The sequence below is a fragment of the Streptomyces sp. NPDC054786 genome, from assembly GCF_053611685.1.
The window spans coordinates 14591-32032 of the sequence record NZ_JBSHAW010000065.1 but is presented as its reverse complement, the minus strand read 5'-3'; the positions used below and the strand labels follow the sequence as shown (position 1 = coordinate 32032).

The following is a 17442-nucleotide window of genomic DNA, read 5'->3' as shown; positions in this document are numbered from 1 at the left end:
GGTCTGCGATGACACCGTCACCATAGCGTCGGGGGGGCCGGTCGAGCCCGGCCCCCCGCGACACCACCCCCGGGGGGGGGCCCCCCCTGCGCCGGGGGCGCCCCACAGCGGTTGTCCGAACCTTTAACTACGATTGATCTTCAACGGCATCACGACAACATTTCGGGGGAGATCTGTGCCGGAGCAATTCAGCGCTGCTCAGGAAGCCTTGCACGCATTCGCCAGGAGTGCCGACCAGCGGGCGGAGAGGGTGCGGGCGATCCGCAGCAGCCTCGCCTCGCACTCCGTGCACCGCGAAGCGTTCGGGAAGCTTCCGGAGTCCGAGGAAATCAGCACGGATTACGAGGAGCGCCAGGAGGACGTCCTGGAAACGCTCGAGGACATCGCCACCTTGCAGGAGAAGATCGGCGAGGGCGTCACGGATACGGCGCAGTCCTACCAGGACAGCGACGACGAGGTCGTCCAGGCCATGAACAGCGTGCACCACGGGGGTGGCGGCCGATGAGCGGGCCCGCATCGACAGCAGTCGGCGCCTACAACAAGGTCAACGACTGGATGAGCGGGATGAGCGACATCGTGGACGAGATCATGCGTCCACTCGTCGAACCGCTCGCCGATCAGCTGGAGTGCGTGACCGGCGATCCCGAGACGCTCAAGGAAGCGGCCAAGCTGTGGCGGGACAAGGCAGCCGAGCTCCGGGAGGTCGTGGCCGATCAGCGGCGCGACCGGGCGGATCTTGCGCACGAGTGGACCGGCGAGTCCGCCGAGGCCTTCCAGCACAACCTCGCCGAGCTGGAAACCGCCATGGAGGCGGAAGCCCATGACATGGACGAGACGGCCAGTGTCCTGGACCAGGCTGCCGACCAGGCCCAGATGGCTCAGGAGATGGTCGAGGCCGTCATCCGTGAACTCATCGAGTGGGCCCTGATCACACTGGCGGCGGCGGTGGCGCTGACCGTCGTGACCGCGGGTCTCTCGTGGGCCGCCGAGGCCGCGATGGCCGCGACCGAGGCCAGCATCGCCACGAGCCGTATCGCCGGCCTGGTGTACCGGCTCGCCAAGGAGCTCAAGGCCCTCGCCAACATCCTGAAGATGCTCAAGCAGGCGAAGAAGCTCTCCAAGGTCAAGAAGTGGAAGCCGTGGACCTGGAAGCACATCAAGGAGGCCGGTGAGGCGGAGAAGTTCGCCATCGCCTACGGCGCCAAGAAGGCGCACAAGGCGATCAAGCACGGCGCCAAGGGCGTGATGGGCGGCCTCGGCTTCACCGGCAATCCGGTGGGCGCCGCGGCGGGGGTGGCCATAGGGGACGGCGTCGACGCCGCAGCCGAGAAGATCGACGAGGTGCTGACCGGCGCCAAGTCCTCGTCCGACGGCGGCGGTCCGTCCTCTTCCGGGCACGGCGATGTCCACCTGCCGCCCGCGTCGGACTTCGCCGGGCCGCCCACCGCCCACGATCCGCCGGTGACCGGGATCCCCACCGACCGGACGCCGGTCGCCCAGGACCCGCTCAGCCGCTACCGCGAACCCGCGGTCGAGCAGGATCCCCGTCTGGTCACCCGCCCGGCCGCCGCCCAGCAGCCGCGCGATCCCGACAACCCGTTCGGCTGAGCACCACACCCCACGAGAGGAGCCGCGCCGGATGAGGCCGGACTACCGCGACTGTTTCCAGCCCTTTCTCCAGCCAGGGGAAAGGCTGATCGTTGCCTCGGACTACTGCGAAAACACGGCGCTGCCCTCCGTCCCCGCCCCACTGCGCACCCCTCGTACGCCGCCCCCGCCGTCAGCGCTCGAACAGCGGGTACGGGGCGCGTTGGGGAGCGTTCTGGGCAAGGTGGGCCGTCCGCTGGAGGCCCTGGGCAACAGCCGGCTGACCAACAACCCGCTGACCCGGGCCGCCGACCGCGTCAGCCACCGGGTCGAGAATGCCGCGATCGACCTGGAGCACGTCGCCGACCGGGCGACCGAGCGGGCGATCTGGGGCACCGTCATGGACGGCGGCTGGCACAGCATGGCCGGGCGCTTCCTGACCGATCTGACCAACGCGGGCGGCGAGCCCGAGCGTCAGGCGCTGACCGACCGCCGGCTGATCCTGCTCGTGAACCGCAACACGAGCTGGCGGAACCCCGCCCCGCAGTGGGATTTCGGTGTGGCGGTGCCCCGTACGAACATCGCCCGGGTCGCGGCACATCCGAAGGTCATCAGCCGGGGGCGGTTCGATGTCGCCTTCGTCGACGGCTCGTGGATCGCCCTGGGCAGCCTGTCGCGCGAGCGCATGGAGGGGTTCGTCGCCGCCTGGAACCGAAGAGAATGACCCTATGCCGAAGATCGACCATGTCACGCCCTGCCGCCGGTTCCTCCAACCCGGCGAGGAGCTGTGGGAGGCCCGGGACTACTCCGAGTACCCCGACCTCCCGCTCGTGCCCGCCCACCTCAGGGTGCCACGGAAGCGGTCGCCGCGCGCGAAGGGTCTCTTGGGGAAGCTGAGCGATGCCCTGGGCAAGGCGTCGCAGCCGTCGGTCGGGAGGGCCGAGAGCCGGCCGGCCGGTGGCCGCCTGCTCGACAACCGGCTGCTCGACAACCCGGTGACGCGCGCGGCCGGCAATGTCGCGGAGGGTCTGAACGAGGCCCAGGAGGACATCGAGGACGCCGTTGACGACGCCGCGAACCGCGCACTGTTCGGCACGACCATGGAGGGCAGCTGGACCAGCATGGCCGGCCGGTTCCTCGTCCAGGTCACCAACGCGGGTGGCTCGCCCCGGCACCAAGCGATCACCGACCGTCGGCTGTTCGTGCTGACCGACCAGGCCACGGGGTGGCGCGAGCGCGAGCCCGAGCTGGAGGTCGCCGTGCAGATACAGCTCTCGAACATCGCGGAGCTGCGGCCCAGGCCGCGCATGACGTTCCCCCGCGGCCGCTTCGACCTGGTCTTCGTCGACGGCTCGTGGCCGGCGCTGTGTTGTTCGTTCCAGGAGGACATGCAGGCGATGGTCACGGCCTTCCAGGGGCGCTGACCCGGACGGCATGGCGGCGGGCGCGACCGGTCCCGGCGGCCGAGGGCCGCCGGGGCAGCGCCCGCCGCGCCGGCCTCACCCCGGCAGCACCCTCGTCACCGTCCCCACCAGCGGCAGGTCCTGGAGCGCGCCGCCGTTCGAGAGAGCGCCGGTCAGCAGCGTCGTGCCCACCGGCTTGAAGTCGGCGATCTGGGTGCTGACCGCGTTGGCCAGCGGGTCGACGGGCGTGTTGGCCAGCGGGTCCACCTGGAGGTTCTTGACCGGGCCGAGGCCGCCGGCCGCGGAGTTCAGCACTGCGCCGGTCAGCGCCGAGGCCGTGGCGCCGGTATCGGTGCTGCGTTCCGCGGACGCGGGGGCGGCGGACGCCGTTGCCGCACCGCCCGCCGCGATCGCGGCACCGGCCGCGGAGATCACCAGCCCCGCCCGCAGCAAAGTGCGCGGAACGCGGCTGGGCTTGGGACGTGCATGGGAGGGCATGGGCACCTGCCTGGGGATCGAAGGGGTCGAAGCGCTGTACGAGCGGGAGCAGTCGGGTAATCGATTGACTGCGTAGCGTAGTTGAGGCGGGAGGACCGATCCACCTCGCGCGCCAGGGGTACCCCACACGGCCCCATACGCGACAATGGGTGCCCGTGAGCTCCCACTCCCGCACCCAGCCGCCCTCCCCCACGCTCTCGACTCCGCTTCGAGAGCAGCGAGGTGCCCCCACCCGGGTCATTTTGCTGACCGGCCCCTCGGGCTCCGGCAAGACCTCCCTGGCCGCGCGCAGCGGACTGCCCATCCTCCGTCTCGACGACTTCTACAAGGAGGGGACGGACCCGACGCTGCCGCAACTGCCCGAGGGCGGCGGCACCGACTGGGACGCGCCGCTGTCCTGGGATGCCTCCGCCGCGGTCGCGGCCATTGAGGCGCTGTGCCGTACGGGGCGCACGGACGTTCCGGTCTACGACATCGCGTCCAGCGCCCGGGTCGGGGCGTCGGGGCTCGACCTCGGCGGCGCCCCGCTGTTCATCGCGGAGGGCGTCTTCGCCGCCGATGTCATCGCGGACTGCCGTGCGGCGGGGCTGCTGGCCGACGCGCTGTGTCTGCGCGGCCGCCCCTCCACCACCTTCCGCCGCCGGCTGGCGCGGGATCTGCGCGAGGGCCGCAAATCGGCCCCGTATCTCGTTCGCCGGGGACTGCGCCTGCTGCGCAATGAGCGGTCCATCGTCGCCCGGCACACCGCGCTGGGCGCGCACCCCTGCGCCAAGCCGGAGGCGCTGGCCCGGATAGCGGCGGCGCGGGCGGCGGATGTGGCCGGCGCGGCCGTACGTTCCTGACGGGCCGGCTCCCGCACCGCCCCCGTTCCCGGCGCACACGAAGAAGCGGGCTCGGACAGACCCCCCGGCCGCCCGAACCCGCTTCCTCTTCCCCCGTATCCCCCGATACGTCCGGCTTGCGCGGATTTCTCCGTTTCCGCCGGTTCCCCCGTATCCCCTTCACCCCTCGGGCGTTCCCCCCGGTTCCCCCTCGGGCTCCCCCGATCCTCAGGCCACCAGCTCGCCGAAGGACTCTTCCTCGTCACGACCGAAGCTGAGGACCTCGTCCTCGCGCAGCCGGCGCAAGGCGCGCCAGATGCTCGACTTCACCGTGCCGACACTGATGTTGAGAATGTCCGCGATCTCCGGGTCCGTACGGCCCTCGTAGTAGCGCAGCACCAGCATCGTGCGCTGCGTCTCGGGCAGCCGGACCAGCGCCTGCCACAGCACGGCGCGCAGCTCGGTGCCGCGCATCGCGTCCACGTCGCCCGCCGTCTCCGGCAGCTCTTCGGTCGGGTACTCGTTGAGCTTGCGCCGGCGCCAGGCGCTGATGTGCAGATTGGTCATGGTGCGGCGCAGATAGCCGCCGAGCGCCGCCTTGTCACTGATCCGGTCCCACGCCCGGTAGGTCGAGAACAGCGCGCTCTGCAGCAGGTCCTCGGCCTCGAAGCGGTCACCGGTCAGGTGGTAGGCGGTGGCGTACAGGGAAGCGCGGCGCTCCTGGACGTAGGCGGTGAAGGCCGCTTCGGCCTCGGACGCCTCCGACGCGGAGCGCCGTTCCCCCGTGTCCTCCCCGTACTGCGCTCCCCCGTTGTTTCCCCCGTCGGCCCCGTTGACCGTGACCGTCGTGGCGTCGATGGCCACCATGTACGGCGGCCGCTGACGCCCGATGCCGCGAGCGCACCCCCGGCCTCCCCCGTGGGAGGTGCCCCCTCCGGAACCGGACTTCTCATTGGTCCTGACGTCGTGGAGCCGCGTGATAACTGCGCTGTTAGTGGTGCCGTGCAGTGTGTTCATCTCGCGCCCCCCGTCGTAGAGCCAGCTCGTTCGGTGTGTTCGGGTGTTGATGTCTCCCGATGCCCCAAAGACTGCCAAGCCAGTTTCATCGCGTTGTCCGCCGACTGTCACAGGCCTGTCACAGGGGCAGGTACGGCGCGTCGCGGGGGCCGCGCGCGTGCGGGGCTTGTGTACGAGAGCGCCACTGGTCGATCTCCCGGCGTCCCATGGGCCAGAATGGCTGACGTGCCCTTCCTGTTGCTGATCGAGGACGACGACGCCATCCGCACGGCTCTCGAACTCTCCCTGTCCCGCCAGGGTCACCGTGTGGTGACCGCGGCGACGGGCGAGGACGGCCTGAAGCTGCTGCGCGAGCAGCGCCCGGACCTGATCGTGCTGGATGTGATGCTGCCGGGCATCGACGGTTTCGAGGTGTGCCGACGGATCAGGCGTACGGACCAGTTGCCCATCATCCTGCTCACCGCGCGTAACGATGACATCGACGTCGTGGTGGGACTGGAGTCCGGCGCCGACGACTATGTCGTCAAACCGGTCCAGGGCCGGGTGCTCGACGCCCGGATCCGGGCCGTGCTGCGTCGTGGCGAGCGCGAGTCCAGTGACTCGGCGACGTTCGGCTCGCTGGTGATCGACCGGTCGGCGATGACCGTCACCAAGAACGGCGAGGATCTGCAACTGACACCGACCGAGCTGCGGTTGCTGCTGGAGCTGAGCCGCCGGCCCGGCCAGGCGCTGTCCCGGCAGCAGTTGCTGCGGCTGGTGTGGGAGCACGACTACCTCGGCGACTCGCGCCTGGTGGACGCGTGTGTGCAGCGGCTGCGCGCCAAGGTGGAGGACGTACCGTCCTCACCGACCCTGATCCGTACGGTCCGTGGCGTCGGCTACCGGCTGGACTCACCGCAGTGAGGGAGCGTTCCACGAGCGGCACGGCGACGGACGACGGTGCGGGCGGCGGGGCCGGGGGTGCGGACGCGCCCGAGGCCGGCCGGGGGGTGCTGCGGATACTGGGCCGTCCGTCGGGGCTGCTGCGCTGGACCAGTCTGCGGCTGCGGCTGGTCGTGGTCTTTGCGCTGGTGGCGCTGACCGCCGCGGTCTCCGCGTCGGGCATCGCCTACTGGCTCAACCGCAACACCGTTCTGGACCGCACGCAAAACGCCGTCCTCAATGACTTCCGTAAGTCGCTGGAGGACAGTACGCGCTCGCTGCCGCTGCATCCGCGGTGCGCCGAACTCCAGGATGCCGCACGGCAGATGGCGGGCGGGCCGCAGAACTACGCGGTGCTGCTGATCGGCGTGGACCGCGAGGGCAAGGACTGCGCGGCCACCACGAGCAAGGACCTGCTGACGCTCAAGAACGTGCCGGTGCCGCTGCGCACCGCGGTCAACGAGGTGCGTCCGGTCGACGAGTCCAACCGCTACTCACACCATCTGTACTGGCAGCGCAAGCAGGTCGAGGACACCCCCTACCTCGTCGCCGGGGCGAAGGTGATCGGCGGCGGGCCCACCGGCTACATGATGAAGTCGCTGGCCACCGAGCGGCAGGACCTCAACTCGCTGGCCTGGTCGCTGGGCATCGCGACGGCGCTCGCCCTGGTCGGCTCGGCCCTGCTGGCGCAGGCCGCGGCGACGACGGTGCTGCGGCCCGTACAGCGGCTGGGGCATGCCGCGCGGCAGCTCGGCGAGGGGCGCCTGGACACCCGGCTGCGGGTGACCGGCACGGATGAACTCGCCGATCTTTCCAGGACGTTCAACCGTACGGCGGAGCGTCTGGAGCACCGGGTCGAGGAGCTGAGCGGGCGCGAGGCGGCGTCCCGGCGGTTCGTCGCCGATATGTCGCACGAGCTGCGGACGCCGCTGACCGCGATCACCGCGGTCTCGGAGGTGCTGGAGGAGGAGGCCGACTCCCTCGACCCGATGATCGCGCCGGCCGTGCAGCTGGTGGTCAGCGAGACCCGGCGGCTGAACGACCTCGTGGAGAACCTGATGGAGGTCACCCGCTTCGACGCGGGCACGGCCCGTCTGGTGCTGGACGACGTCGATGTCGCCGACCAGGTGACCGCCTGTATCGACGCACGGGCCTGGCTGGACGCGGTCGAGCTGGACGCGGACCGCGGCATCGTGGCCCGGCTGGACCCACGGCGGCTCGATGTGATCCTGGCGAATCTGATCGGCAACGCCCTCAAGCACGGTGGCTCGCCGGTACGGGTCTCGGTATGCACGGAAGGCGTGGCGGGCGACGGCGAGGGCGGCAGGAGGGGCAGCACGGCCCTCTCCGCCGGTGGCGGTACGGGCGGTGCGGTCGAGGCCGATGCGGCCGCCGATGCCGGGGACGGTGGACCGGAGCGGTCCGGGCAGGCGCCGGACGAGGGACGGCCCGGGGGCGGGAAGCTGGTGATCCGCGTACGGGATCACGGCCCCGGCATCCCGGAGGAAGTCCTCCCGCACGTCTTCGACCGCTTCTACAAGGCAAGCGCCTCCCGGCCACGGTCGGAGGGCAGCGGTCTGGGCCTGTCGATCGCGCTGGAGAACGCACACATCCACGGCGGGGAGATCACCGCGGCCAATCTCCCCGAGGGCGGCGCGGTCTTCACCCTGCGGCTGCCGATGGACGCCGCCCCTCTGGCGGACGACGACCGGAGGAACGGCGACACGGGCGACGAGGGCACGGAGGGCGGGCGATGACGCCGGGCAGGCGGACAGGACGGCGCACCGCCGCCGCGGCGATGCTCGCGCTCGCCGCCGCGGGGTGCGGGATCCGGGGCACGTCCGTACCGGTCGACGCGGGCGGCGCGCCCTCACGGGTGAGCTGCAAGGCCCCGGCGAGCGCGTCACCTGCGGGCCCGTCCGGTGCGGGCCCGCAGGCAAGCGTGTATCTGGTGTGCGGCTCGGCGCTGGCACAGGTCGAGCGGACGGTGCCCCCGTCCAAGGCCGCCGACCCGCGGCTGCCGACCGCCCGTGCGCTGCTGCAGGAGCTGCAGCGCAAGCCCTCCGCCGACGAGGAGAAGGCCGGCTTCAGCAGCGCGGTGCCCCAGGACCTGAAGGTCACGGAGCACCGCACGGGCGACCCCGTGGATGCGCTGCGGCTGAGCATCCGGCCGGACGATCTGCCGTCGTTCGCGCTGGCGCAGCTGGTCTGCACGTACGGCGCGAGCACGGCGCTGGGCCGTACGCATGCGGCGGTGCTGGGCGGACCGGGCGACGATACGGCGCACCGTTACGACTGTTCGGCGGATGTGCTGGCCAATCCGGACATCGCGGAGAACGCCGGGTGGGGTGACCCGTTGTCGGAAGAGGGGTGAGACGGGGCGCCACGACGGGGGCGAACGGGGCGGACCAAGACGGGCGCAATTGGGCGGAACCGCAGCCGCCGCTCCCGGCGTCCTGGCCTGTGTGCAGCCTCATGGCCCCGGCACCACCGCCGCCCCCCGTATGCGCGTCACCGGACTTCTCCTCCTCGTGGCGCATCTGCTGACCGTCGGCTGGCTGACGCTGCGTCCCCGTACGGTGCCGTGGGTGCCCGCCGCGAACCTCGAACCGCTGGCGACCATCCGGGCCGAGCTGGCGCACGGCCCGTCCTGGGAGGTCGTACAGCACCTGGGCAGCTCGGTGCTGCTGCTGGCCCCTCTGGGGGTGCTGCTGCCCCTCTCGGCGGGCCGACTGAACGTTTCACCTCTGGTGTCCCTGACCCGTACCGTCTTCGCCGGAGCGATGATCGCGCTGGCCATCGAGCTGTTGCAGTCAGGGGTACCCGGCCGTGTCCCGGACATCGACTCGGTGCTGCTCGGCACCCTCGGGGTGGCCGTGGTGCACCTGGCGGTCGTCCCCGGGGCGCGCTGCCGGCTGCGTCGCCGGTACGGGCATCTCGGGGACGCGACCCCGACAATCCCCAGGGTTGAACTGGCCCCGCAGGCTGATGCTCTCTCCGGCAGCCGGACCTACCTTTGAGACATCGGGGCAAACGCCCCACAGAGTCGAAAAGGAGTCGCCCTCATGGCCGCCGCACTGGTCCGCCCCCGCAACAACCGAATGATCGCCGGAGTGTGCGCGGGCCTGGCCCGTCGCTTCGGTACGACCCCGACGACGATGCGCGTGCTCTTCGTGGTGTCGTGTCTGCTCCCCGGCCCGCAGTTCCTGCTGTATCTGGCGCTGTGGATACTCCTCCCCTCGGAGGGGAAGGCCACCGGCGCCACCGCCTGGTGACCCGCACCGCCGACCGGCTGCCCGGCGCGCGCCACTGATCCGACGCTCCGCCCGCCGCCCGGTTGCCCGGCTGTCTGGCTGTCCGGCCGCACAGGACGATGCCCCGGCCGTACGCGCAAGGGCGTACGGCCGGGGCGTGACGCAGGGCCCGTCCCCTGTGGACGGGCCGCGTCCGGCGTCAGCCGCCGAGGAGGCTGCCGGGCTGCAGGCCGCCCAGCAGCTTGTTGCCCTGGGAGTTGAGCTTGGTCTTGACCTTGTTGCCGGCCGACTTGGACTTGGTGAGCCCGGAGACGGTCTTGGCGGCGTCCTTCACCGGCAGGCTCTTCAGCACCCCGGTGGTGTCGGAGGCGCCGACCGCCGGTGCCGCGCTGGCGACGCCAGCGGCGGTGACGGCGAAAGCGGCACCGAGCGCGACGGTACCGAGAGTCTTGATGGTTCCCTGCTTCATCGAATTACGTCCTCGTGATGGGGGCTTGACCGGCCAATCAACCTAGTGATGCGGCAACCGGCGCCGCAAACAGCCACGACGAAGGAAAAAACGGCCGGTGGACATTCCACCGGCCGTTGCGCTATAGGCTCGCGTCATGTGCTCACGCGGGGTCAGAAGCGCTGCTCACAGGGGCAGTTGTGCTCTGCGGACGGAACAGCCATTCGGCCCGCAGTTCCGCGTAACCGGGCTTGATGACGTCATTGATCATGGCCAGACGTTCATCGAAAGGAATGAACGCTGATTTCATCGCATTGACTGTAAACCACTGCATGTCATCGAGCGTGTATCGGAATGTCTTGACCAGGTGCTCGAATTCCCGGGACATGTTCGTGCCACTCATCAGCCGGTTGTCGGTGTTGACCGTGAGCCGGAACTGCAGTCGGCGCAGCAGGCCGATCGGGTGCTCGGCGTAGGAGGGGGCAGCGCCGGTCTGGAGGTTGGAGGTCGGGCACATCTCCAGCGGGATGCGCTTGTCCCGTACGTACGAGGCGAGCCGGCCGAGCTTGACCGAGCCGTCGTCGGCGACCTCGATGTCGTCGATGATCCGGACACCGTGGCCGAGACGGTCGGCGCCGCACCACTGCAGGGCCTGCCAGATGGACGGCAGCCCGAAGGCCTCACCGGCGTGGATGGTGAAGTGGTTGTTCTCCCGCTTGAGGTACTCGAACGCGTCGAGGTGACGGGTGGGCGGGTAACCGGCCTCCGCGCCCGCGATGTCGAAGCCGACGACGCCGGTGTCCCGGTAGCGGTTGGCGAGTTCGGCGATCTCCAGGGCGCGGGCGGCGTGCCGCATCGCGGTCAGCAGGGCGCCGACGCGGATGCGGTGGCCGTTCTCCCGGGCCCGCCGCTCGCCCTCGCGGAACCCCTCGTTGACCGCCTCGACGACCTCTTCGAGGGTCAGCCCCTGTTCGAGGTGCTGCTCGGGCGCGTACCGGACCTCGGCATAGACCACACCGTCCGCGGCCAGGTCCTCGGCGCACTCGGCGGCCACCCGGGCCAGTGCGTCGCGGGTCTGCATGACGGCGCAGGTGTGCGCGAAGGTCTCCAGATAGCGCTCGAGCGAGCCGGAGTCAGCGGCCTCACGGAACCAGATCCCGAGCTTTTCCGGGTCGGTTTCGGGCAGTCCCTCGTAGCCGTTCTCGCGGGCCAGCTCGACGACGGTGGCGGGGCGCAGGCCGCCGTCGAGGTGGTCGTGGAGCAGCACCTTGGGGGCACGGCGGATCTGTTCACTGGTCGGGAGTGTGGTGGTCTCGCTCGTCATCTCGGCACTCTAGCCCCTACGCGCGTAGATCTCATCGAACGATACGTAACAGTGACCCGTCCACGGGGTGGCGGGCACCCCACCTTCTGCCATCGTTCTGGTCATGGCTCAGCAAGCACTGCCGGTGCGCGAGGCCCGGCTGGGAAAACCGCTGGGAACGGCCGGCAAGGAAGGGGCGCGCGAGGCGCTCCGGTGGCGGGGTGGTGGCGGTCGAAGCACTGGCCGGGAGGTGAGCGGGGTCGCCCTTTTACTGCCCGGGGGCGGGCCGACCGGGGTACGGCGGCCATCGCCGGTGGCGGCACTGGCGGTGCGCCCACTGGCGGTCCGGCTGGCGAAGGCGGGACGCCCTGAGGGCCTGACGGCCCATGTCGTGCGCTACCGCTGCAGCGGCTGGAACGGGCCCGACGCCCATCCGGCACGGGATGCGGCCTGGGCCCTGGACGAGGTGGTCCGCCGCTACGGCGATGTCCCGGTCTGCCTCGTCGGCACGGGCATGGGCGCCCGCGCCGCCCTGCACGCCGCGGGCCACCCCGCCGTCAACTCCGTCATGGCACTGGCCCCTTGGCTGCCGGGCCCCGGCCAGGACAGCGAGCGGCCCGACCCGGTGAAACAGCTCATCGGCCGGCAGGTCCTGCTGGTCCACGGCACCAACGACGAACGCACCGACCCCGATCTGTCCTACCGCTACGCCGAGCGCGCCAAGAAGGTCAACCGCGACACCTGCCGCTTCGAGGTGCACTCCGACGGCCACTCACTGCACCAGCACCGGTCCGAAGTCCTCGCCCTCGCCGCCGACTTCATGCTCGGCTCCCTGTTCGCCCGGGACTACGCCAGACCCGTGAAGGACGCCCTGGCCGCACCACCCCCACTGGGCCTGCGCATGCCACTGGCCGCGGGGTTCGGGGCGTCGCTGCGGTACTGAGGTACTGAGGTACTGAGGTACTGAGCGCGGTGAGGCACTGACCGCCGCGACACTCCCCCAGCCCACCCGTCACCTGGGCAGCAACCGCCCCCGTCGGCTCAGCAGGAACTTCTTGAATTCGGCGACCGGTGGGGTGTCCGGATGGCCGTCGAGCCAGGCGACGCCGATCTCGCGGACCGCGCGGGGGGCCGTCACGGTCAGTTCGGCGACTCCGGGGCGTGGCACGGCGGGTGGCGGGAGGAGTGCCACGCCCAGGCCGGCCGCGACCAGGCCGCGCAGGGTCTCGGCCTCCTCGCCCTCGAAGGCGATCCGCGGGGTGAAGCCCGCCTCGGCGGACAGTGCGTCGGTGATCCGGCGCAGCCCGTAGCCGGGTTCGAGGGTGACGAACAGCTCGCCGGCGGCCTCCGCGAGCCGGACCCGCTTACGGCCGGCCAGCGGATGGTCGTCCGGGACGACCAGGCGCAGCTTCTGCTCGTCGAGCCGGCGGGCGACCAGGTCCGGGTAGTCCGGGACCGGCGAGGTCAGGCACAGATCGAGGTCACCGGCGCGCAGCCGCTCGATCATGGCCTCGCCGTAGTTCTGGACGAGCTGGAAGCGGACGCGCGGGTGGTCGGCACGGAAGCTGCGGATCAGGCCGGGCACGGTCTCCGAGCCGAGGGTGTGCAGAAAGCCGAACGCCACCTTCCCGGCGGCCGGGTCGACATCGGCCCGTACGGACTCCGTGGCCCGCTCCAGGTCCGTCAACGCCCGCTCGGTGGCGGCGAGAAAGGCGCGGCCGGCCGGGGTGAGGGAGAGGGTACGGCCGTGCCGGGCGAAGAGGGCGACGCCGAGGTCGTCCTCCAGGCGGACGAGGGCGCGGCTGAGCGTCGGCTGCGGCATGCCGAGCTCCAGCGCGGCGCGGGTGACGTGTTCGTGCCGGGCGACGGCGGTGAACTGGGCGAGCCGCGGGGCGAGGGTCACCGCCCACGAGTCGACGCCGAGTTCGGCCGCCTCCCCCGCCTCCGCGCCGGCCCGCGGCCTCGCCCCGGCACCTTCTTTTCTGTTGCGACCTTGCAACAGCGGCCCTTGCGACCTGGGATCATGTGTCACAGCATCGATTATGCCGTTTCTATGCATTGGACGCATGAAACCTGGCGGCCTACCTTCGAAGCATGCCTCCCGCTGATACCGGGGCGTCCGTCACCGACCGTGCGGCCGCCTCTCCCCAGTCGTCCACTGACTCTTCTTCCTCCGCCGCTCCCGACCCCGAGTCGGGCAAGCTGCGGCCGGGCGGCCCCGGCTACCGCCGGATGAGCTTTGCCCTCTTCGCCGCCGGAGTGGCGACCTTCGCCCTCCTCTACTCCACGCAGGCGCTGCTGCCCGCGATCTCCACCGACCTCGGGGTCAGCCCGGACCAGGCGAGCTGGACCGTGTCCGCGGCCACCTTCGGCCTGGCGCTCGGGGTGATCCCGCTCAGCGCGGTGTCCGAGCGCTTCGGGCGGCGCACGCTGATGACGGTGTCCCTCTCGGTGGCCGCGCTGATCGCGATGCTGGTGCCGTTCGCCCCGTCGCTCGGGGTGCTGATCGCGCTGCGCGGGATCCAGGGTGTCGCGCTGGCCGGACTGCCGGCGTCGGCGATGGCCTTCCTGGCCGAGGAGGTACGCGCCAAGGCGCTGGTGGCGGCCATCGGACTGTTCGTGGCGGGCAACAGCATCGGCGGGATGTCCGGCCGGATCGTGACCGGCTGGGTCGCCCAGGCGTGGGGCTGGCGGGCCGCGCTGGCCGCGGTGGGTGTGCTGGCCGTGGTGTGTGCGGTGACGTTCCGGCTGCTGGTCCCCAAGGCCCGGCATTTCGCGCCCCGTTCGGTGGGCCCGCGGGCGCTGGCCCGTACGCTCGGCGGCCACCTCGCCGACCCGCTGCTGCGCCGTCTCTACGCCATCGGCGGGCTGTTCATGACGGTCTTCGGCGCGGTCTACACGGTCATCGGCTACCGCCTGGTGTCCGAGCCGTTCAACCTCCCGCAGGGCATCGTCGGTTCGATCTTCGTGGTCTACCTGGTCGGTACGGTCTCCTCGGCCGCGGCCGGCAAGCTGGTCGCCCGGACGGGCCGCCGCGGCGCCCTCTACCTGGCCGTCGGCACCACCTCCACGGGTCTGCTGCTCTCCCTCGCCGACTCCGTCGCCGCGGTGCTGTCGGGCCTCATCCTGATCACCGCGGGCTTCTTCGCGGGCCATGCGGTCGCCTCGTCCTCGGTCAGCCGCACCGCCAAGACGGCGCGCGCCCAGGCATCGGCGCTGTACCAGTGCGCGTACTACGTCGGCAGCAGCCTGGGCGGTGCACTCGGCGCCGCCGCCTTCCACGCCGTCGGCTGGGAGGGCACCGTCCTCCTGGGCCTCGCCGCGATGGTCGGCGCCGCCTCGGTCACCCTCTACGCCACCCGCAAGGCCGTGGCCGAACGCCGCCTGCTCCACCTGGAGAAGGCCGCGTAACACCCCTCAGTCCGAAGGGCCCGTCCCACCACCTGTCCTGGTGGGGCGGGTCCTTCGTCGCTCCGGGAGATCCACGTCCTGGTGAAGGCGAGTCCTGCGCCGCCAGACGGTGCCGGAAGGGAAGACGCTGGTACCAACGGTCAGGCCGAAGGGCTCGGGGAGCTTGCCGTGCGACCGAGCAGTAGCGGGGCCGACACCCTGCACGGCTTTTCCCCTGCTCGTTCGGGCACCCGCGCGTCAGATCCGGTTCAGGCACCCTCGCGGTGGTCGTGCCAGGTGGCCGCGGCGACCGCCAGGCGCAGGGTCCAGGGGTGGGGGTCGGCGGTGCTGATCTCGTCCCAGACGTTGCGGTTGGCGGCGGCGAAGGCGGTGATGCCCTCGGCCGGTGCGGTGTGCCATACGGGCATCTTTGCGGCCCAGCGCTCCGCCGAGGCGGGGGTGTGGCCGGAGGCGATGAGCCAGATGACCCAGTAGCCGGCGTCGAGCCAGGCGGCTCCTCGCGTGGCCCAGGCCCAGTCGACGAGGCGTGCCCGATCACCTTGTGAGGCACAGTCGTTGACGAGCACGTTGGCGTTGTTCAGGTCAGTGTGCAGGAAGTGGCCTCCGGCGAAGAAGCGGAGGTCGTCGGGGTGAGCGGCGTAGCGCTCCAGGCGTTGCTCGGCGTGCCGCAGATCGATGTCCGGGCACGGGATATCGCCGAGGCGGCGCAGGAGCGCGGCGACTTCGGGGAGGTCGCGGGAGCCGGGCGCGTAGTCGGCATGGTGGCCGTCCAAGGCCTCGAAGCCGAGGAGATTCCATCCGGCGGTCTCGACGCGCCAGTGGAGCGCGGGAGCGACCCCGGTGAGAAAGGGGGCGGTGGCTGCTTCTCGGCACTGGGTCCACGCGCGGGGGTGGTCGGTGCGCAGGCCCTTGATGTGCCAGGTCCCGGTAGCGGAGGTGACCCGGGCGGCGATCTCGCTGTTGAAGCCCTCAGTGACCTCCACAACCGTGAGCAGGGGGCCGGTGTGCTGCTCGACGGCGGCTCGTGCGGTGCTGGGCAGCCCGTCGAGACCGATGCGGGTGGTCGCCATGGGACCTCACTCTTCCACGGGCCAGTGGTGCGGGGGCTTCGGACGGAAGAACGCCACGAAGCCCCCGCGGTTCTGTACGACTGGATGACTACCGGTACGGGTTGTCCTCATTGCAGCCCGGGACGGCGCCCTCGGTCAGGGTTTCCAGGTCCTCCAGGATGACTACTCCCTCGGATTCCTCCTGGACCGGCAGCCGGGGGCTGATCTCCACCATGACAGTGGTCATTGCGCTTCCTCTCTTCCGTGCTGGCAGTACGTGTTCAGTGGTGCCTTCGCCTCCTGGTACGCCTTGGCGAGCGGTCGGCAGACCCGGCAGGTGCCGGAGAGCTGACAGCCGCCGCAGCCACCGGTGCGAAGCATCTGGGCATCTGCGATGCCGGGCAGGCGGAGGAGTCCGGCCAGGCCCTCGGTCATGAGGTCGATGGGGTTCTCGCGGCCGACCTTGCACATGGTCGCCAGTCCGTGCGGGTCGACGTGGAAGAAGGTGTGGCCGGCGGGGCAGCCCTTGAAGACGCTGGTCTTGTCCAGGAAGCCGGGGGCCTGCGCGGCCAGGGGCTCGGGAGTGCCCGAGTACGTGGGGGAGATCGTCCCGTACTCCGTGCGGCCGGCCCCGTACCGGTCGGCGAGGGCCCGCATGGCGTCCAGCTCGTGCGCGTTGTGCTTGGTGATGATCAGCGCCAGTTCGAGTGCGATCCCGGCCCCTCGCGCGGCGATGAGCCCTTTCTCGACCTGCTTGAATGCCCCCGGCTTGCGGGTGAGGGAGTCGAAGCTGTCGGGCGTCGCGCCGTAGAGGGAGACGGTCACCTTGTGCGGTGGCAGCTCCCGCAGCATCTCGATGACCTCGGGTCGGTGAAGCCGGGAGCCGTTGGTGAGGATCTCGATCAGCATCCCGGACCGGTGGGCTAGCACGTACGCGTCCATGAAGTCGCTGTCGATCAGCGGCTCACCGCCGGTGAACTGCAGCCACAGCACCCCGGCATCCCGCAGCAGGTGCAGAAGCCGAGCCTTGCCCTCCCACGGCAGGCCCTCGAATTTCCGCTCGGCGAGGTAGCAGTGCTCGCAGTTGAAGTTGCAGCCCTTGTTGATCTCGTACGTGGCGCGGCCGTAGCCGAGCCGGGTCTCAGGGCGTACCAGGACGGCATCCCGCATGGGCAGGCCCGCCAGGTCCAGGCCCCAGGCGGTGCGGGCGCCGTTGAGGAGCCAAACCGGCAGGGGGCTGCTGCTCTCGGCGATCGAGGCGAGCTGCCCGTACATCGCCCCGGGGATCTGCATCCCGGCACGGGCACCGGGGCGGGCGACGAGGAACCTGCCGTTGTGCGGACTCACGATCAGCTGGTGCACGAGACCTCCTCCACGGTGTCTTCCCAGGTGTGCTGTTCAGCGTGGTCGGCGAACAGGCAGCAGCCCTCCCGGTCGGGGCCGGGACCGGCCACCGGACAGTCCGGCAGCACGACCAGATCCATGTCGGTCCCGCACCACAGGAACCACAACGCGGTGCCGTACTCCAGATCGTCGAGGAGGCCGTAGTGCTCACCGTCCTCGTGTGCGGACAGCTGGCACTGCACAACGCTGTCGGCGAATCCCGACGCCGACCTCTCCCGCGCCTCCCGTGCCGAGTCCAGGGGCAGCCGACGCCAGTGCGGGCACCTCATCACGACACCATCCGGAGGGAGCCGGCAGAGTTCGGCTCCGTGCACCGGCCGCACGCA

21 protein-coding genes are annotated in these 17442 nt (G+C 70.9%); 12 read left to right on the top strand and 9 right to left on the bottom strand.

What is annotated here, in order from left to right:
* Positions 1–208: 208 nt before the first annotated feature.
* The 4 genes from ACWGI6_RS35665 to ACWGI6_RS35650 are packed head-to-tail and all read left to right on the top strand — an operon-like array spanning position 209 to position 3011.
* Positions 209–505: a hypothetical protein gene (locus ACWGI6_RS35665; RefSeq protein ID WP_453271337.1), complete on the top strand. Its 297-nt coding sequence runs from the start codon at positions 209–211 to the stop codon at positions 503–505.
* Positions 502–1608, top strand: coding sequence for a WXG100 family type VII secretion target (locus ACWGI6_RS35660; protein ID WP_453271336.1), 1107 nt, complete (start codon positions 502–504; stop codon positions 1606–1608). Before ACWGI6_RS35665 ends, ACWGI6_RS35660 begins: the two co-directional genes overlap by 4 nt.
* Positions 1609–1639: 31 nt before the next feature.
* Positions 1640–2311 carry a hypothetical protein gene (locus ACWGI6_RS35655; RefSeq protein WP_453271335.1) on the top strand — a complete coding sequence of 224 codons (672 nt, stop codon included), beginning with the start codon at positions 1640–1642 and terminating at the stop codon, positions 2309–2311.
* 4 nt (positions 2312–2315) lie between these two features.
* Positions 2316–3011 (top strand): hypothetical protein, encoded by a 696-nt coding sequence (locus ACWGI6_RS35650; RefSeq protein WP_453271334.1) that lies wholly within the window; start codon positions 2316–2318, stop codon positions 3009–3011.
* 75 nt (positions 3012–3086) lie between these two features.
* Here the strand turns inward: ACWGI6_RS35650 and ACWGI6_RS35645 are convergent, their stop codons facing one another.
* Positions 3087–3488 (bottom strand): hypothetical protein, encoded by a 402-nt coding sequence (locus ACWGI6_RS35645; protein ID WP_393906691.1) that lies wholly within the window; start codon positions 3486–3488, stop codon positions 3087–3089.
* Between the two features lie 155 nt (positions 3489–3643).
* On the opposite strand from ACWGI6_RS35645, the gene ACWGI6_RS35640 reads away from it, so the two are divergent.
* Positions 3644–4330 (top strand): uridine kinase family protein, encoded by a 687-nt coding sequence (locus ACWGI6_RS35640; protein ID WP_453271333.1) that lies wholly within the window; start codon positions 3644–3646, stop codon positions 4328–4330.
* A gap of 207 nt (positions 4331–4537) precedes the next feature.
* Here ACWGI6_RS35640 and ACWGI6_RS35635 read toward each other — a convergent pair whose 3' ends face one another.
* On the bottom strand, positions 4538–5326 hold the full coding sequence (locus tag ACWGI6_RS35635) for a SigE family RNA polymerase sigma factor (protein ID WP_453271332.1): 789 nt from the start codon (positions 5324–5326) through the stop codon (positions 4538–4540).
* A 225-nt stretch (positions 5327–5551) separates the two neighbouring features.
* Between ACWGI6_RS35635 and afsQ1 the strand changes: the two genes are divergently transcribed.
* The 5 genes from afsQ1 to ACWGI6_RS35610 all read left to right on the top strand — a co-directional run bounded on the left by afsQ1 (position 5552) and on the right by ACWGI6_RS35610 (position 9522).
* On the top strand, positions 5552–6229 hold the full coding sequence (gene afsQ1, locus ACWGI6_RS35630; RefSeq protein WP_026169550.1) for a two-component system response regulator AfsQ1: 678 nt from the start codon (positions 5552–5554) through the stop codon (positions 6227–6229).
* Positions 6226–8004 carry an ATP-binding protein gene (locus tag ACWGI6_RS35625; protein WP_453271331.1) on the top strand — a complete coding sequence of 593 codons (1779 nt, stop codon included), beginning with the start codon at positions 6226–6228 and terminating at the stop codon, positions 8002–8004. The genes afsQ1 and ACWGI6_RS35625 overlap by 4 nt, the downstream gene beginning before the upstream one ends.
* Complete coding sequence (locus ACWGI6_RS35620) at positions 8001–8621, top strand: hypothetical protein (RefSeq protein ID WP_453271330.1); 621 nt, start codon at positions 8001–8003, stop codon at positions 8619–8621. The genes ACWGI6_RS35625 and ACWGI6_RS35620 overlap by 4 nt, the downstream gene beginning before the upstream one ends.
* 130 nt (positions 8622–8751) lie before the next feature.
* Entirely contained in the window at positions 8752–9267 is a 516-nt protein-coding gene (locus ACWGI6_RS35615; RefSeq protein ID WP_453271340.1) for a VanZ family protein, read from the top strand.
* A gap of 45 nt (positions 9268–9312) precedes the next feature.
* Positions 9313–9522, top strand: coding sequence for a PspC domain-containing protein (locus ACWGI6_RS35610; RefSeq protein ID WP_393906686.1), 210 nt, complete (start codon positions 9313–9315; stop codon positions 9520–9522).
* Positions 9523–9700: 178 nt separating this feature from the next.
* Here ACWGI6_RS35610 and ACWGI6_RS35605 read toward each other — a convergent pair whose 3' ends face one another.
* Together ACWGI6_RS35605 and ACWGI6_RS35600 are read right to left on the bottom strand one after the other, a co-directional pair.
* Entirely contained in the window at positions 9701–9970 is a 270-nt protein-coding gene (locus tag ACWGI6_RS35605) for a hypothetical protein (RefSeq protein WP_393906685.1), read from the bottom strand.
* A 142-nt stretch (positions 9971–10112) separates the two neighbouring features.
* Entirely contained in the window at positions 10113–11273 is a 1161-nt protein-coding gene (locus ACWGI6_RS35600) for an adenosine deaminase (RefSeq protein ID WP_453271329.1), read from the bottom strand.
* A 103-nt stretch (positions 11274–11376) separates the two neighbouring features.
* Here ACWGI6_RS35600 and ACWGI6_RS35595 point away from each other — a divergent pair, with 103 nt between their 5' ends.
* Positions 11377–12195 carry an alpha/beta hydrolase gene (locus tag ACWGI6_RS35595; RefSeq protein ID WP_453271328.1) on the top strand — a complete coding sequence of 273 codons (819 nt, stop codon included), beginning with the start codon at positions 11377–11379 and terminating at the stop codon, positions 12193–12195.
* A gap of 69 nt (positions 12196–12264) precedes the next feature.
* Here the strand turns inward: ACWGI6_RS35595 and ACWGI6_RS35590 are convergent, their stop codons facing one another.
* Positions 12265–13251, bottom strand: a complete 987-nt coding sequence (locus tag ACWGI6_RS35590) for a LysR substrate-binding domain-containing protein (RefSeq protein ID WP_453271327.1) — start codon at positions 13249–13251, stop codon at positions 12265–12267.
* A 95-nt stretch (positions 13252–13346) separates the two neighbouring features.
* Here ACWGI6_RS35590 and ACWGI6_RS35585 point away from each other — a divergent pair, with 95 nt between their 5' ends.
* Positions 13347–14663, top strand: a complete 1317-nt coding sequence (locus ACWGI6_RS35585; RefSeq protein ID WP_453271326.1) for an MFS transporter — start codon at positions 13347–13349, stop codon at positions 14661–14663.
* Positions 14664–14911: 248 nt separating this feature from the next.
* On the opposite strand, the gene ACWGI6_RS35580 is transcribed toward ACWGI6_RS35585, so the two are convergent.
* From ACWGI6_RS35580 to ACWGI6_RS35565, 4 genes are all read right to left on the bottom strand, one after another.
* Positions 14912–15733, bottom strand: a complete 822-nt coding sequence (locus ACWGI6_RS35580) for an aminoglycoside phosphotransferase (protein WP_453271325.1) — start codon at positions 15731–15733, stop codon at positions 14912–14914.
* Between the two features lie 88 nt (positions 15734–15821).
* Positions 15822–15959, bottom strand: coding sequence for a hypothetical protein (locus tag ACWGI6_RS35575; protein ID WP_453271324.1), 138 nt, complete (start codon positions 15957–15959; stop codon positions 15822–15824).
* Positions 15956–17074 (bottom strand): radical SAM protein, encoded by a 1119-nt coding sequence (locus ACWGI6_RS35570; protein ID WP_453271323.1) that lies wholly within the window; start codon positions 17072–17074, stop codon positions 15956–15958. Before ACWGI6_RS35570 ends, ACWGI6_RS35575 begins: the two co-directional genes overlap by 4 nt.
* Entirely contained in the window at positions 17062–17385 is a 324-nt protein-coding gene (locus ACWGI6_RS35565) for a hypothetical protein (RefSeq protein ID WP_453271322.1), read from the bottom strand. The genes ACWGI6_RS35570 and ACWGI6_RS35565 overlap by 13 nt, the downstream gene beginning before the upstream one ends.
* Positions 17386–17442 lie beyond the last annotated feature (57 nt).